Below are 14,940 nucleotides of genomic sequence, written 5' to 3' on the forward strand. Positions count from 1 at the left end.
CGGGCTCAGTCCCGCAGGTTGAGCTGGTCGTGCCGGAGCGCGAACTCGTCGATCTCCGCAGGGGACGGGGTCCGCCCGCCGGCGTGCAGCTCCAGCAGCCCCTCGAAGTACTCCTCCCGCGGGACGCCGGGGGTGAAGAGGATCTGGAACCGGGCCCCGACGTCCGGGCCCACCGACCGGAACGCGTGCACCCCGGAGCGCGGCACGTAGACCAGGTCACCGGCGTGCGCCGTCGTCCACTCGCCGTTCGCCAGCACCGCCAGCGACCCCTCCAGCACGTGGAACGACTCGCTGAACGTGCGGTGCAGGTGCGGCCCGGGGCCGCTGCCGCCCGGGGTCAGGGTCACCTCGAACAGCCCGAAGTCCCTGCGGGTCTGCGCGCCGGTGGCGACGAACCGGGTCCGGCCCGCCGACCGCTGGTCCGCGCGCCGGGAGAAGGTCGCCGGGTCGGGCAGCAGGGTCATGCCGGACGCAGGACGGCGACCAGGAAGTCGGCGTCCGGGGACCAGGGCCGCAGGTCCCAGGTGGACAGCAGCACGTCGGGGGTCAGCCCGGCGCCGTCGGCGTCGGCCAGGAACTCCTCGAAGGCGTAGCCGCGCCCGGCGCCGAAGCCGATCGCCGCCCGCCCGTCCGGGCGCAGGTGGGTGCGCAGCCGGCGGAGCACCTCGCCCCGGGTGCTCGGCGCGAGGAAGGCCATCACGTTGCCGGCGCAGACGATCCCGTCGAACCGTTCCGCGATGCCCAGGGAAGGGAGGTCCAGCTCGGCGAGGTCACCGACGAGCCAGCGGGGCCCGGGGTGGTCGGCCTCGGCGGCGGCGATCAGCACCGGGTCGGCGTCCACCCCGACCACCTCGTGCCCGGCGGCGAACAGGACGGCGCCGACCCGGCCGGGACCGCAGCCGGCGTCCAGCACCCGGGCGCCGCGCGGCAGCAACGCGTCGACCAGTCGCGCCTCCCCCGCCAGGTCCGCGCCCTGGGCGGCCAGCCGGCGGAACCGCTCGACGTAGGCGTCGGAGTGCGCCGGGTCCTCCTGGGCCATCCGGCTCCAGCTGCTCTGTTCGACCATGCGGTCATCATCGCGCGGCATCATGGAGGGCGTGCGTCGGGAGCCCAGCATCCTGCACCTGGACCTCGATGCGTTCTTCGCCGCCGTCGAGCAGCGGGACAAGCCCTCCCTGCGCGGCCGGCCGGTCGTCGTCGGGGGCACGGGCGGCCGCGGCGTCGTCTCCACCGCCTCCTACGAGGCCCGGGCGTTCGGCGCCCGCAGCGCGATGCCCACCGCCGAGGCGCGCCGGCTCTGCCCGCCGGGCACCGCCTTCCTCGGTGGCCGCTTCGCCGCCTACCGGCGGACGTCGGAGGTGGTGATGGGGCTGCTGCGCGAGCTCTCCCCGCTGGTCGAGCCGGTCTCCATCGACGAGGCCTACGTCGACCTGGCCGCCGGCGACCACGACCTCTCGGTCCCCGGGGTCACCGCGCTGGCCGCTGAGCTCAAGGCCCGGATCGCCGTCGCCACCGGCGGCGTCACCGGGTCGGTCGGGATCGGCACCTCGAAGGCGGTGGCGAAGATCGGCTCCGAGCTGGACAAGCCGGACGGGCTGACCGTCGTCCGGCCCGGGGAGGAGCTCGCCGTCCTGCACCCGTTGCCGGTGCGTGCGCTGGGCGGCGTCGGGCCGGCGACGGCCGAGCGGCTGGCCCAGATCGGGGTGAAGACCATCGGCGACCTGCACCGGCTGTCGCTGGTCGACCTGACCAGCCTGGTCGGCCAGGCGCACGGCGCCGGGCTCCACCGGCTCGCCCGCGCGGACGACGACCGGCCCGTGGTCACCGACCGGGAGGCCAAGTCGGTCAGCGCCGAGGAGACCTTCGCCCGCGACCTGACCGACCCCGCCCGGCTGGCCACCGAGATCGAGGCGCTGGCGACCCGGGTGGGCAGCCGGCTGCAGCGCTCGGGCACCTCGGGGCGCACCGTGACGCTGAAGGTCCGCCGCTACGACTTCAGCACCCTCACCCGGTCGCAGACCCTGGCCCACGCCGTCGACGACCCGCGGCAGATCGCCGAGGTCGCCCACCGCCTGCTCGGCGCCGTCGACCGCAGCGGCGGCCTGCGGCTGCTCGGCGTCGGCGTCTCGGGGCTGTCGCCGTACGCGCAGGGCGACCTGTTCGCCGAGCCCGCCGAGGCGGTGGAGCCCGTCGAGGTGGTCGAGCCCGCGGAGCTGCCGGCCGACCCAGCGCCGGGCCCCGCCGTCGTCGCCTGGTACCCGGGACAGGACGTCGTCCACCCCGACCTCGGCTCCGGCTGGGTGTGGGGCAGCGGGCTCAACCGGGTGACCGTCCGGTTCGAGGGCCCGCGCACGACGCCCGGTCCGGTGCGCACGCTGGCCGCCGACGACCCGGACCTGCAGCCGGCCGACCCGCCGGACTGGACCCCCTGAACGGGTGGGCCCGCCCCTTCGGGGCATGCGCCCGACCCGGTGATCACGACAGACTGCCGACGTGCCCCTGGACCCGGAGAACCTCCCCGACGTCGACGTCCTCGTCGACCGGGGCTGCGCGCTCGCCGACCTGGGCGACCACGAGCAGGCGGTCGAGCTCCTGGGGACGGCGGCAGCGCACGGCGACCCGGTCGCCCTCCGCCACCTGGGCTCCTGCCTGGGCGTCCTCGGACGCTGGGCGGAGGCCGCCGTGGCGTACCGCCGGGCGGCCGATGCCGGCCGGGACGACGCCTGGCTGGACCTGGCGCGGGCGCTGCTGCGGCTGGGGTGCTGGTCGGAGGCGGAGACCGCCGCCCGGACCGCGGTGGACCGGGGGGAGCCGGGAGGCTGGGCTGCGCTGAGCGTGGCGCTGCAGGGCCAGGACCGGGCGGCCGAGGCCGAGCGGACGTTCCGGGTGGCTGCCGAGCGCGGCGCGCACCCGGCGGCGCTGGAGCTGGCGTACCTGCTGCGGTCGTCCGGGCGGCACCTGGCCGCCTGGCACTGGGCGCAGGTCGCTGCGGATGCCGGCAATCCGGTGGCCCGCGCCACCCTGGCCTGCTGGCGCTGGCAGGAGAGCCACGACCGGGCTCTGGAGCCGGAGCTGCGGGCCGGCGCCGACCACCACCAGCACGCCCGTACCGGCCTGGCCGACCTGTTGCGCAGCACCGGACGGGTCGAGGAGGCCCGGGCGGTCCTGGAGCGGGGGGCGGCCCGTGGCGAGGTGGCGACCTGGCTCCCGTTGGGCAACCTGTACCGCGACGAGCTGGACGACGCCGTCGCCGCCGAGGCCGCCTACCGGGCCGGGGTGGAGGGCGGTGACCTGCACGCCCACCACAACCTGGCCGTGCTGCTGCTGGAGACCGGGGACGTCGACTCCGCCGTCGAGCACTTCTCCATCGCCGCCGCCGGCGGCGACGAGCTGGCCGCCCGGGTGCTGCGCGAGGTCCTCGGCGACAGCTGAGTCAGCGGGGTCGGCTCACCAGCGGCCGGCGAAGTGGTGCACCGGCCCGTGCCCGGAGCCGACGCCGAGGGACTCCCCGGCCTCGAGTGCGGCCTGCAGGTAGTCCCGGGCCCCGTCGACCAGCGGCGTCCAGTCCAGCTCGTCCCCTGCGAGCCGTGCGCGGGCGGCCAGCGCCGCGAGCGCCGAGGACAGCGTGCAGCCGGTGCCGTGGGTCGACGACGTCGCCACCCGCGGACGCCGGGTCTCCAGCACCCCGGCCGCCGTCGCCAGGACGTCGACGCTCTCGCCCCCGCCCAGGTGCCCGCCCTTCAGCAGCACCGCCGCCGGCCCGAGTTCCAGCAGCGCGCGGGCCTGCGGGGCCAGCTCCTCGACCGTCGTCGCCGGCGCCACGTCCAGCAGGGCCGCCGCCTCGGGCACGTTCGGGGTGAGCAGGTCGGTCACCGGCAGCAGGTCGGTGCGGACGGCGTCCACCGCCTCCTCCGAGATCAGCCGGTCGCCGCTGGTCGCCACCATCACCGGGTCGCAGACCACGGGGCCGCCCGGGCGGTCGGCCAGCGCGGCGGCGACCGTCCGCACGACGTCCGCGGTGCCGAGCATGCCGAGCTTGGTGGCGTGCACGGTCACGTCGCCCAGCAGGGTGGCCAGCTGCGCGCCGACGAAGTCGGCCGGCACCTGGTGCACCCCGGTGACGCCGCGGGTGTTCTGTGCGGTGAGTGCGGTGAGCACCGCGGTGCCGTAGACGCCGAGCGCGCTGAAGGTCTTCAGGTCGGCCTGGATGCCGGCGCCGCCGCTGGGGTCGCTGCCGGCGACGGTCAGCGCCACTGCCGCGGTCATCGGGCCACCAGCTCCCCGGCCATCGCGGCGCGCAGCGTGCGGGCGGCGGCCGCCGGGTCGGTGGCGGCGCAGATGTCGGAGACCACGCAGATGCCGTCGACTCCGGTGCCGGCCACCGCGGCGGCCGTGGCGGCGGAGATGCCGCCGATGGCCACCGACAGCAGGCCCCCGGCGCGGGCCCGGGTGGCCAGCGCGCGGGTTCCCGTGAGCTCCAGGGCGGTGCCGGCGTCCGGCTTGGTCGGCGTCGACCAGACCGGGCTGAGCCCGACCAGGTCGGCGGTGCCGGCGGGGAGGGCGAGCACGTCGTCCAGCTCGGCCGCGCTGCCGACGGAGACGCCGATCAGGGCGTCGGGCCCCAGCAGCGTCCGGACGTCGGCGGCCGGCAGGTCCTCTTGGCCCACGTGTACGCCGTCGGCCCCGGTGAGCAGCGCGACGTCGACGGCGTCGTTGACGAAGAGCCGGACGTGCGGGGTCGGCCGGAGCACCTCCTGCACCGCGCGCGTGAGGGCCAGCAGGTCGCGGCGGCCGGCGGTCTTGTCCCGCACCTGGACCGCGGTCACCCCACCGGAGACGGCGGCAGCGACCACCTCGGGCACCGACCGGGGCGCGCAGAGCAGCGTGTCGGTGACCAGGTAGAGCCGGGGGTCGAAGTCGGCCCTCATGCGCTGCGGACGTCGGCGCGGGCGAGTGCGTCGCCGTCGACCGCGTCCAGCGCGTCCAGCCACAGCGCGGCGAACGTGCCCGGCCCGGCGGCGAGCCCGGCGGCGGCCTCGGCGGCCAGCGCCACGTGCGCGTGGGCGGCGACCACGGCGATGAGCGGGTCACCGGTGGTGGCGGCGTAGGCGGCGACGATGCCGCCGAGCGCGCAGCCGGCGCCGGTGGTGCGGGTGAGCAGCGGGGAGCCGCCTCCCACCCGGACGACCCGGTCCCCGTCGGTGACGACGTCGACCGGACCGCTGACCGCGACGACGCCGCCGGTCCGGCGGGCGAGCTCCTGGGCCGTCTCCAGCGCAGCCTCCGGGGAGTCGGTGCTCTCCACGCCACGGCCGCCCTTGCCGGCGCCGGCCAGGGCCAGCACCTCCGAGGCGTTCCCCCGGACGACGGTGGGGCGCAGCTCGACCAGGTCGGCGGCGAGCCCGGTGCGGAAGGTGAGCCCGCCGACGGCCACCGGGTCCAGCACCCACGGGGTGCCCACCTCGCCGGCGGTGCGGGCGGCGAGCCGCATCGCCTCGGCGGTGCGCTGCTGCACCGTGCCCACGTTGACCAGCACCGCGGAGGCGACGGCGGCGAACTCACCGGCCTCGGCCGGGTCGTCGACCATGGCCGGTGCCGCGCCGATCGCCAGCAGCGCGTTGGCGGTGATCGTCTGCACGACCGTGTTGGTGAGGCAGTGCACCAGGGGTGCGGAGTCGCGCAAGGCCGTGCCGGCAGCGCGCAGATCGATGGCGTCCATCGCCGTGACATCCCTTCGCCAGTACCAACTGGAGCAGGTTCGACGGGTGTGCTCTCAGTCCCCGGTGGGACACCCCGTGTCAGCCCCCGACGCTAACACCGCTCCCGGCGGCCCTTCCACCGACGGGTCGCTGAGCTGCGGTTCTGTCGTACCCCGGTGCCAGCGTCGTGCCATGGGTGCAGTCGTGGCGGTGCGGGACGTGTCGGTGCTCGACCTGACGGGGCAGCGGTCGGTCGAGGAGCTGGCTCAGGAGATCCGGTCGGGGGCGGTACGGCTGGCGGCGGCGACCGCTGCCTGGCTGCGATTGGTCGCGGAGTTCGACGCCCGCGAGGGCTGGGGCGAGGTCGGCGTGCAGAGCTGTGCGCACTGGCTGGCCTGGCAGTGCGGGATGAGCCCGGGTGCCGCGCGGGAGCACGTGCGGGTCGCCCGGGCACTGGGCTCGCTGCCGGTGACGGCGGAGGCGTTCGCCGCGGGCCGGTTGTCGTACTCGAAGGTGCGGGCGATCACCCGGGTGGCCGATGCCGGCACGGAAGTCGAGCTGGTCGAGCTGGCACGGCACGCCACGGCCTCACAGGTGGAGCGGGTGGTGCGCGCCTGGCGCCGGTCGGACGCCGTCGACGAGGAGCTGGTCGCGGAGAAGCGGTCCTTCCAGTGGCACTGGGACGCCGACGGGATGCTCGTGCTGCAGGTCCGGATGGACGGCGAGGCCGGCGCGGCGCTGCTGGCGTCGGTCGAGTCGCTGGCCGAGCGCGACGCCCGCCGGGAACGCGCCGCCACGACCCGGGCCGCCGCTGCCGCCGACTGCCCGGCGGACCCCGAGACGTTCCCGCGGGAACGGATGAGCGCGCGGCGCTGCCGGGCGCTGGCCCAGCTGGCCGAGGTCGCCGCCGACACCGGACGACGGGCGGGCGACCCGCCGCGCCGGGAGGTGGTGGTGCACGTGGACGCCGACGTCCTGGCCGACGACGCCGCCGCGGGGAGGGCGCACCTGGAGGGCGGCCCGGCGCTCACCCCGGCGCAGGTCCGGCGGATGGCGTGCGAGGCGGCGCTGACGGTGATCGTCGAACGGAACGGTCAGCCGCTCGCACTCGGACGGCGCCGGCGGCTGGCCACCGTGACGCAGCGGCGGGCGCTGCTGGCCCGGGACGGCGGCTGTGCCCGGCCGGGCTGCACCGAGACCCGGATCGAGCGGCTGCACGCCCACCACCTGACCCCGTGGCGGCTGGGGGGCCGCACCGACGTGTCGGCGATGGTGGTGCTCTGCGACGTCGACCACGGCCTGGTGCACGACGAGGGGCTGGTGCTGGACCGGCGGGGTCGGGAGCTGGTGGCCCACGACCGGGCCGGGCAGCGGGTCTGGGGTCCGGCCGACCCGGCCTTCGCCGACGGCCTGACCGCGAGGGAGGCCACGTCTCCGCGGCCGCTGCTCACCCTGGTCCCGGACGCCGCACTGCCCGACGCCTGGCCGGCCGGCGGGGAACGGATGGACCTCGGGCACGTCGTCTGGGCGCTGCTGGCCCACCGCGAGCACCTGCGGCGAGCGGCGTCCTGACCGCTTGCGACGATGCACAGGTGACCGATGCACCCGTCCTGCGCGAGTCGGCCTTCGCCGAGCTGACCCCGGCCGAGCTCTACGGGATCCTGCGGCTGCGGGTCGACGTCTTCGTCGTGGAGCAGGCCTGCCCGTACCCGGAGCTGGACGGCCGGGACGCCGAGCCGACCACCGTGCACCTCTGGCACGAGGCGGACGACGGCACGGTGCTCTCCACGATCCGGGTGCTGACCAACGGCGAGGACCGGGCGATCGGCCGGGTCGCCACGGCGGAGGATGCCCGGGGTCGAGGGCTGTCTGCCCAGCTCGTCGCCCGCGGCATCGAGCTGTGCGCGGGCCGCACCATCGACATCGGCGCCCAGGCGTACCTGGAGTCCTGGTACGAGCGGTTCGGGTTCCGTCGCTCGGGGCCGGACTACGTCGAGGACGGCATCCCGCACCTGCCGATGCGGCTCGCGCCCCGCTAGTCGGCTCCGGTCAGCGAGGTCGTGGGCAGCCAGTCGGCGTCGAGCAGCTCGGCGATCTGCTGCAGCCCGGCGGTGTCGCCGCCGGCGGCCGAGCCGGTGACCGCCAGCCGCTCGACCATCACCCGGGCCACGTCCTCCTCCACGGTGTCCTGGGCGAAGGCCACCCGCCACGGTGAGACCTGGTGGTCGCGGTGCGTGCGGCCGGTGACCTGCCGGGCGGCGATCCCGGAGAACCGCGGCTGGTGGAACAGCCCGACCCGTGGCGTGGTCGACGCGGTGCGCCCGCCGGGCAGCACCTCCCCGGCGTGCAGGCTGATCGAGGCGGTCACGGTGAACACGCACACCGGCGCCTCCCCCGTCTGGAAGCGGAGCCGCTCGGCCTCCACGTCGAAGCGGTCCCGGCCGTAGATCGAGGCAACGGCGACGCCGCCGTCCAGCAGGGCCTCCCGGATCGGGTCGGCGGCGGTCTCGACGAACTCCACCGACACCGCGACCTGCCGGTCGGCCTCCACCTGGGCCTTGACCCAGTCGACCGTCGCCGCCGCCCGGATCAGCCCGGCCTTCTGCCGGAACCGCAGCAGCGCCGCCCGGCCGCGCGCGGTCTCGCGCTTCCGGCGGGCCAGCTGCATCTCCGCGCGGAACTCCGACCACTCCGCCTCGTACTGCGCGCGCTCGGCCGGGGTCAGCTCGACCGGGGTGCCGGTGACCGACACCGGCCCCCACGGTGCGGGGCGGTGCAGCGTGGCCGGCGGGTCGGTGTCGGCCAGCCAGCTGCGCAGCCGGGTCAGGTCCGCCCGCCGTTCCTCGGCGTCCTCGGTCCAGCTCCAGCCGTAGCGGGCACGTTCCACGTGGAACCCGTGCGCCGCGAGCCGGCTGGGCAGGTCGGACCAGTCCTTCAGCGGTTCCCCGTGGACGGCGGCGAAGTGCGGCGCGAGGTAGGGCAGCTCCAGCGGGGTGTGCGCCGGGGTCGCGGTGGCCAGCAGCACGTACGGGGCGTCCTTGACCCGGCCGGCGCCGGACACCGACCGCCAGTGCTTCCACCGCTGCGTCGTGGTGTGCCGGACCATGTGCGCCTCGTCGGCGACGACGACGTCGAACCGCTGACCGGTGGCCTTCGTCAGCCCGGCCACCTTGCCCAGCCGGTCCCAGGTGGTCACGCACCAGCGCAGCCCGCTGTCGCCGAAGGCCGCGATCGAGCGGGCCCAGTGCGGCACCGTGATGGCGGCCGGCCGGTCGGCGACCACGAGCACGGTGCGCACCGGCCGTCGGGCGGCGATCTGCTGGACCGCGAGCACGGCGGTGCCGGTCTTGCCCACGCCCGGGTCGTCGCCGAGCAGGAACATCCGCCCGCCCGCGGCCTCGTGCGCGGCGATGACCGCCGCCCCGGTGACCTGCTCCGGCCGCGGGGACATCGGGCGGGCCGGCGGCACCGGTCGGGGCTCGGCGTTCAGCTCGTCCTCGAGGAACCGCTCCAGGCTGTACGGCGGCGGGTCGTAGGGCGCCAGCGCCGCGGGCAGGGTGGCGCCCACGTACACGTGCGCGGACAGGCCGGCGTGCCAGCTCGCCCCCGGTGCCGGCGCGCGGAACGGGACGGCGAGCACCCAGACCCGCTCCCCCGGCCCGGCGACCGGCAGCTCGGCGCCCGCCTTCGGCGCGGCCTTCCGGGGGGTCGCCTTCTTCGCGGCTGCCTTCCGCGGCGCCGCCGTCCGGGTGGTCGTCGTGGTGGTGCGGGACGAGCTGGTGGGGCGCCGTCGGCGTCCGGGCACGGGGTTCTCCTGGGGGTCGACGACCGGTCCGCCCGACGCTACGGGCGCCCACCGACAGCCAGGCGCAGCGACATGTGCTGCGATCAGCGCATGACCGAGGACATCCGCCTGTCGGCCCGCACGCTCGGCGACACCGGGCCCCACGTGGTCTTCGTGCACGGCCTGTTCGGCCAGGGCCGCAACTGGACGACGATCGCCAAGGCGCTGGCCGCCGACGGGCACAGGGTCACCCTGCTCGACCTGCCCAACCACGGGCACTCCCCGTGGACCGACCGGGTCGACTACGTCGACATGGCCGACTTCGTCGCCGCCGAGCTGGCCCAGCTGGGCGAGCCGGTGACGCTGGTCGGGCACTCGATGGGCGGCAAGGTGGCGATGCAGCTGGCGCTGCGCCGTCCCGAGCTGCTGCGCGCCCTCGTCGTCGTCGACATCGCCCCGACCGACTACCCCGAGTCCGGTGGCCGGACCGAGGACCCCGACGAGGAGGCCTCTCCGTTCGCCGCGTTCATCACCGCGATGCAGGGCATGGACCTCGACGGGCTGGAGACCCGGGAGGACGCCGACCAGGCGCTGCGCGCCGCCGTCCCCAGCACGATGGTGCGGTCGTTCCTGCTGCAGAGCCTGGTCCGGGACGGCGTCGGGGAGGGTGACGGCTGGCGCTGGCGGCTGAACCTGGAGACCTTGGCCCGTGACCTGGGCGAGCTGCGCCGGTTCCCCGACCCGCCGCCGGGGGCCACCTACGAGGAGCCGGTGCTCTGGATCGCCGGGGCCAACTCCACCTACGTGCTCGACAGCGACCGGCCGCGGATGGACGAGCTGTTCCCGACGACCCGGCTGGTGCGGGTGAAGAACGCCGGGCACTGGGTGCACTCCGAGCAGCCCGAGGTCTTCCTGGAGACGGTCCGCCGGTTCCTGCGGCAGGTCGAAGGATGACGTACCCCCGGCCGGTGCCGCTGATCGGCGACGGCACCGCGGCCACCGAGCGCGCCGCCGACCCCGCCGGCTGGGCGCTGCCGGACGCCGACCGGGCCGGGCTGTACCGCACGGTCGAGGCCCGCCGCGACGTCCGGCGCTACCGCCCGGACCCGGTGCCCGACGAGGTGCTCACCCGGGTGCTCACCGCCGCGCACCAGGCGCCGTCGGTGGGGCACAGCCAGCCGTGGCGGTTCATCGTCGTCCGGGACGCCGGCACCCGGGACACCGCCGCCGTCCTCACCGACCGGGAGCGGCTGCGCCAGGCCGCCCAGCTCGACCCCGACGCCGCGGCCCGGCTGCTGGACCTGCAGCTGGCGGGCGTGCGGGAGGCGCCGCTGGGCGTCGTCGTCTGCTGCGACCGGCGGGCGCCGGCGGCCGGCGTGCTGGGCCGGGCCACCTTCCCCGACGCCGACCTGTGGAGCTGCGCCACCGCCGTCCAGAACCTGTGGCTGGCCGCCCGGACGGAGGGGCTGGGCGTCGGCTGGGTGACCTTGTTCCGCCCCGAGGAGCTCGCCGCCCTGCTCGGCCTGCCCGACGGGGTGGTCACGCTCGGCTGGCTGTGCCTGGGCTGGCCGGACGAGCGCCCGCCGGCGCCGGGGCTGGAGCGGGCCGCCTGGTCGCGTCGGCAGCCGCTGTCCGACGTCGTGCTGGCCGACCGGTGGCCGGCCGAGGAGGCCGCGCCCGCACCGCCGCCGTCCCGGCTGCGCAGCCCGGCACCCGAGCAGGTCGTCGGGGCCCGGGACGACGCCGACCGGCTGCTCACCCCGCCGGGGTCGCTCGGCGTGCTGGACGGCGCGGTCGCCCGGGCGGTGGCGCTGGGCCGGGGCGGCCTGACCGGGGGTGTGCTGGTGCTCGCCGCCGCCGACCACCCGGTCACCGCGCACCACGTCTCGGCCTATCCGGCCTCGGCGACCCGGGACGTCGTCACCGCCGCGGTCGCCGGGGTGGCTATGGGGGCGACCGCCGCCCGGTCGGCGGGGCTGGACCTGGTCGTGGTGGACGCCGGGGTCGCCGGGCCGGCGGTGCCCGGTGCGGTCGCGGCCCGGCCGTCCGGCGACCGCGGGGATCTGGTGACCGGGCCGGCGATGACGGCGGCGGACGCTGCGGCGCTGCTGGCGGCCGGCCGGGCACTGGGCCTGGAGCACGGTCGGGCGGGGCTGGTGGCCCTCGGTGAGGTGGGCGTCGGCAACACCACGGTCGCCGCCGCCCTGGCCGCCGCGCTGTTGCACGTGGAACCGGCCGCGGTGGCCGGGCTCGGGTCCGGCGCGGACGCGGCCATGGTCGAGCGCAAGCGGGACGTCGTCGCGGCGGCGCTGACCCGGGCCGGCCCCTACCTGGACCCGCTGACCGCGCTGGCCGAGCTGGGCGGACCCGAGCTCGCCGTGCTCGCGGGGGTGGTGCTGGGGGCGGCGGAGGCCGGGGCGGTCGTCGTCCTGGACGGGTTCGCCACCGCGGTCGCCGCGCTGGTCGCCGTATTGCTCGAGCCCGCGGCGCAGTCGGCACTGGTGGCCGGGCAGCGCAGCCGGGAACGCGGCAGCGACGCCGTCCTGCAGGCCCTCGGCTGCGAGCCGCTGCTGGACCTGCGGCTGCGCGCCGGCGAGGGGGTCGGGGCGGTGCTCGCCGCCGGCCTGCTCCTGCAGGGACTGCGGATGCGCCGGGAGACCGCCCGGGTCGACTCCTAGCCCTCGGCAGGGAGGACCCGGATGGCGATGAGGGCGACGTCGTCGTCGGCCCCGGCGGCGGGGAGCAACGTCCCGACCACCCGGTCGCACAGCTGGTCCAGCCCCAGGTCGGCGGCGTCGGTCAGCACCTCGACCAGGCGCCCGAGGCCCTGGTCGAGGTCCCGGGCACCGGCGGGGCCGACGCCGTTCTCGATCAGGCCGTCGGTGTAGAGCAGCAGCGTGGACCCGGCCGGCAGCGCGCACCGGTGCTCCGGGCGCGGCTGGTCGGGCAGTACGCCCAGCGGCAGCCCGACCGGGTCGGTGAGGACGTCGACGCGGCCGTCGGCGTGCAGCAGCAGCGGCGGCGGGTGCCCGGCGGAGGACCAGCGGATGGCCCGGGCCCCACCCGGTTCGGCCGCGGGGTCGCCGTCGATCTGGGCGACCAGGGCGGTGGCGAACACCCCGTGCTCCAGGGTGTCGCAGGCGGCGTCCACGGCGGTCAGCACGGCGCCGGAGGTGGCCGTGCCGTCGTGGCCGGCCATCCGCAGCATCGTGCGCAGCTGCCCCATGGTGGCCGCCGCGTCGATGTCGTGCCCGGCGACGTCGCCGATGACCAGGCTGGTGGTGCCCCGCGCGTCCAGGAAGGCGTCGTACCAGTCGCCGCCGACCAGCTGGGCGTCACCGGCGGGCTGGTACCGGGCGGACAGCTGCAGGTGGGCGGGCCGGGGCAGCACCGGTGGCAGCAGCGCCCGCTGCATCGTCTCGGACACCGAGCGCTGCCACGCGTAGGCGAGGGCGTTCTCCACCACCAGCGCGGCGCGGTCGGCCATCGCGGTGACCAGTTCCTGCTCGACCTCGGTGTAGGGCGCCGCCGCACCGGTCCGGGCCACCACCAGGACCGCGACCACGCCACTGCGGCTGCTCAGTGGCGCGACGAGCGCGCTGCTGACCCCCAGCCGGGCGGCCGCGTCCCGCTGGGCGGGGGTCAGCGCGGCGTCCGCCGGGATGTCGATCAGCTGGACCCGGCCGGTCACGGCGACGTGGCCGGGACCGGATGCCTCGCCGATCCGGCGGCCCACGCCGTGCACCCACTCCTCCAGCACCGCGAGCTGGTCGGGGTCGGCGTGTCGGACGGCCACGGGGGTGAGGCTGCCGTCGCGCTCCACGGTGCAGACGTAGGCGAGGTCGCCCAGTGCCGGGACGGCCAGCCGGGCGATCGCCTGCCAGACGCCGGCGGGCTCCAGGCCGGCGGTGAGCAGGTCACCGATGCGGGCCAGCAGGGCAGCGCGGTCCGCCTCTGCACGGGCCTCGGCACGGGCCTGCTCGGCCCGGAGCATGGTCACCCGCAACGCGACCTCACGGGACGCGATGGCCGCCAGGTCCTCCAGCAGCTCGACGTCGTCGGCGGTCCACTCGTGGGTGGCGGTGTCGACCACGCAGAAGCTGCCGAGCACCTCCCCGTCGGGGGTGTGCACCGGGAAGCCGGCCCAGGCGCGGACGCCCAGCTCGTCGACGTGCGGGTTCCGCTTCGTCCGCTCGTCGGCGGTCACGTCGTCCAGGACAAGTGGCTCCCCGCCGAGCACGTACTGGCAGAAGGACTCCTCCACGGTGCTCTGCACCGGGCCACCCGGCTCCGTGCCCTGGCGGCTCAGCCAGTAGGACCGCTGGTCGTCGACGACGGTGAGCAGGGCCACCGGTGCCCCGGTCAACCGCCGGGCGAGGGCGGTCAGCCGGTCGAAGGACTCCTCGGCGGCCGCGTCGAGCAGCTCGGTGGCGCGTACCGCGGCCACCCTCGCCCGGCTGCCGGCGCTCTCCGCAGCGGTCACCGGGTGGGGCACGGACGAGCCGTCGGGTCTCCGGGATGCACGTCACCATTGAACACAGCAGGGACGACGACCGGTGGCCGGTGCCGCGAGAGGGTGACGTGCCGGACCGGGACGGCCATCCTGGTGCGGTGTCCGACGAGTGGGTGCACGTCCGCCCGCACCCGGCGCTGCGCCCGTTCGTCCCGAGTGCGGTGGGCTACCGGTACGGCGGGTCCGCCTCGGGGGTGCACCGGGGGCTGCCGTCCCCCTTCCTCACCTTCGTCGTCACCGTCGACGAGCCGCTCGTGCTCGTCGCGCACCCCGATCCCCAGCAGGCGCCGGGCCGGTACGACGCGCTGCTCGGTGGGCTGCACACCCGCCCTGCGCTGATCACCCAGACCGGGTGGCAGACCGGCCTCCAGCTGGCGCTCACCCCGCTGGGCGCCCGGGCGCTCCTCGGCCTGCCGGCCGGAGAGCTGGCCTCGCTCGACTGCCCGGTCGCCGACGTGCTCGGTGCGGACGGCGCCGAGCTGACCGAGCGGGTGCGGTCCGCGCCGGACTGGGCGGGCCGGTTCGCCGCCGTGGAGGACGTGCTGCTGCGTCGGGTGCGGGCCGGGGCCGGGCCCGCGCCCGAGGTCACCGAGGCCTGGCGGCTGACCCTCGCCTCCGGTGGGCGGCTCCGGGTCGCCGACGTCGCCGGGCGGGTGGGCTGGTCGGAGCGGCACCTGCTGGCCCGGTTCCGCACCGAGACCGGCCTGACCCCGAAGGAGGCGGCTCGCGTCGTCCGGTTCGACCGGGCCCGTCGGGCGTTGACCGCCCGGGTGACCGGCGGCGGCCCGCCCGACCTGGCCGCCCTCGCCGCCGCCACCGGCTTCACCGACCAGGCGCACCTGACTCGCGAGTGGCGGGCGTTCAGCGGCCTGCCGCCGACCCGGTGGTTGGCCGCGGAGCTCGGATTCGTCCAAGACGGCCGGACGCCCGTGTCGACATCCTGA

14 protein-coding genes and 1 riboswitch are annotated in these 14,940 nt (G+C 76.7%); of the genes, 7 read left to right on the plus strand and 7 right to left on the minus strand.

Features of this window, described 5'->3' with window-relative positions; all coding sequences use genetic code 11:
• Positions 1–5: 5 nt before the first annotated feature.
• Positions 6–464 carry a cupin domain-containing protein gene (locus tag O2V63_RS14020; protein WP_269168176.1) on the minus strand — a complete coding sequence of 153 codons (459 nt, stop codon included), beginning with the start codon at positions 462–464 and terminating at the stop codon, positions 6–8.
• Entirely contained in the window at positions 461–1,066 is a 606-nt protein-coding gene (locus tag O2V63_RS14025; protein ID WP_269168177.1) for a class I SAM-dependent methyltransferase, read from the minus strand. The genes O2V63_RS14020 and O2V63_RS14025 overlap by 4 nt, the downstream gene beginning before the upstream one ends.
• Positions 1,067–1,097: 31 nt before the next feature.
• Here O2V63_RS14025 and O2V63_RS14030 point away from each other — a divergent pair, with 31 nt between their 5' ends.
• Positions 1,098–2,432 carry a DNA polymerase IV gene (locus tag O2V63_RS14030; RefSeq protein ID WP_269168178.1) on the plus strand — a complete coding sequence of 445 codons (1,335 nt, stop codon included), beginning with the start codon at positions 1,098–1,100 and terminating at the stop codon, positions 2,430–2,432.
• A 61-nt stretch (positions 2,433–2,493) separates the two neighbouring features.
• Positions 2,494–3,432, plus strand: coding sequence for a tetratricopeptide repeat protein (locus tag O2V63_RS14035; RefSeq protein WP_269168179.1), 939 nt, complete (start codon positions 2,494–2,496; stop codon positions 3,430–3,432).
• Positions 3,433–3,447: 15 nt separating this feature from the next.
• Here O2V63_RS14035 and thiD read toward each other — a convergent pair whose 3' ends face one another.
• From thiD to thiM, 3 genes are all read right to left on the minus strand, one after another.
• On the minus strand, positions 3,448–4,266 hold the full coding sequence (thiD, locus tag O2V63_RS14040) for a bifunctional hydroxymethylpyrimidine kinase/phosphomethylpyrimidine kinase (RefSeq protein WP_269168180.1): 819 nt from the start codon (positions 4,264–4,266) through the stop codon (positions 3,448–3,450).
• Complete coding sequence (gene thiE, locus O2V63_RS14045) at positions 4,263–4,928, minus strand: thiamine phosphate synthase (protein WP_269168181.1); 666 nt, start codon at positions 4,926–4,928, stop codon at positions 4,263–4,265. Before thiE ends, thiD begins: the two co-directional genes overlap by 4 nt.
• Entirely contained in the window at positions 4,925–5,719 is a 795-nt protein-coding gene (gene thiM / locus O2V63_RS14050) for a hydroxyethylthiazole kinase (RefSeq protein WP_269168182.1), read from the minus strand. Before thiM ends, thiE begins: the two co-directional genes overlap by 4 nt.
• Positions 5,713–5,806, minus strand: a riboswitch (TPP riboswitch). It overlaps the preceding gene by 7 nt.
• 85 nt (positions 5,807–5,891) lie before the next feature.
• Between thiM and O2V63_RS14055 the strand changes: the two genes are divergently transcribed.
• On the plus strand, positions 5,892–7,271 hold the full coding sequence (locus O2V63_RS14055; protein WP_269168183.1) for an HNH endonuclease signature motif containing protein: 1,380 nt from the start codon (positions 5,892–5,894) through the stop codon (positions 7,269–7,271).
• Between the two features lie 20 nt (positions 7,272–7,291).
• Positions 7,292–7,738, plus strand: coding sequence for a GNAT family N-acetyltransferase (locus tag O2V63_RS14060; RefSeq protein ID WP_269168184.1), 447 nt, complete (start codon positions 7,292–7,294; stop codon positions 7,736–7,738).
• On the opposite strand, the gene O2V63_RS14065 is transcribed toward O2V63_RS14060, so the two are convergent.
• On the minus strand, positions 7,735–9,504 hold the full coding sequence (locus O2V63_RS14065; protein ID WP_269168185.1) for a helicase: 1,770 nt from the start codon (positions 9,502–9,504) through the stop codon (positions 7,735–7,737). The two genes, O2V63_RS14060 and O2V63_RS14065, sit on opposite strands and share 4 nt — an antisense overlap.
• Before the next feature lie 90 nt (positions 9,505–9,594).
• On the opposite strand from O2V63_RS14065, the gene O2V63_RS14070 reads away from it, so the two are divergent.
• Both O2V63_RS14070 and bluB read left to right on the plus strand, forming a co-directional pair.
• Positions 9,595–10,437, plus strand: a complete 843-nt coding sequence (locus O2V63_RS14070) for an alpha/beta fold hydrolase (RefSeq protein ID WP_269168186.1) — start codon at positions 9,595–9,597, stop codon at positions 10,435–10,437.
• Positions 10,434–12,161, plus strand: a complete 1,728-nt coding sequence (bluB, locus tag O2V63_RS14075; RefSeq protein ID WP_269168187.1) for a 5,6-dimethylbenzimidazole synthase — start codon at positions 10,434–10,436, stop codon at positions 12,159–12,161. The genes O2V63_RS14070 and bluB overlap by 4 nt, the downstream gene beginning before the upstream one ends.
• Here the strand turns inward: bluB and O2V63_RS14080 are convergent.
• Positions 12,158–13,978 carry a SpoIIE family protein phosphatase gene (locus tag O2V63_RS14080; protein WP_269168188.1) on the minus strand — a complete coding sequence of 607 codons (1,821 nt, stop codon included), beginning with the start codon at positions 13,976–13,978 and terminating at the stop codon, positions 12,158–12,160. The genes bluB and O2V63_RS14080 overlap by 4 nt on opposite strands.
• 116 nt (positions 13,979–14,094) lie before the next feature.
• Here O2V63_RS14080 and O2V63_RS14085 point away from each other — a divergent pair, with 116 nt between their 5' ends.
• Entirely contained in the window at positions 14,095–14,940 is an 846-nt protein-coding gene (locus O2V63_RS14085) for an AraC family transcriptional regulator (RefSeq protein WP_269168189.1), read from the plus strand.

It is taken from the genome of Modestobacter sp. VKM Ac-2977 (assembly GCF_026968045.1).
Classification (GTDB): Bacteria; Actinomycetota; Actinomycetes; order Mycobacteriales; family Geodermatophilaceae; genus Modestobacter.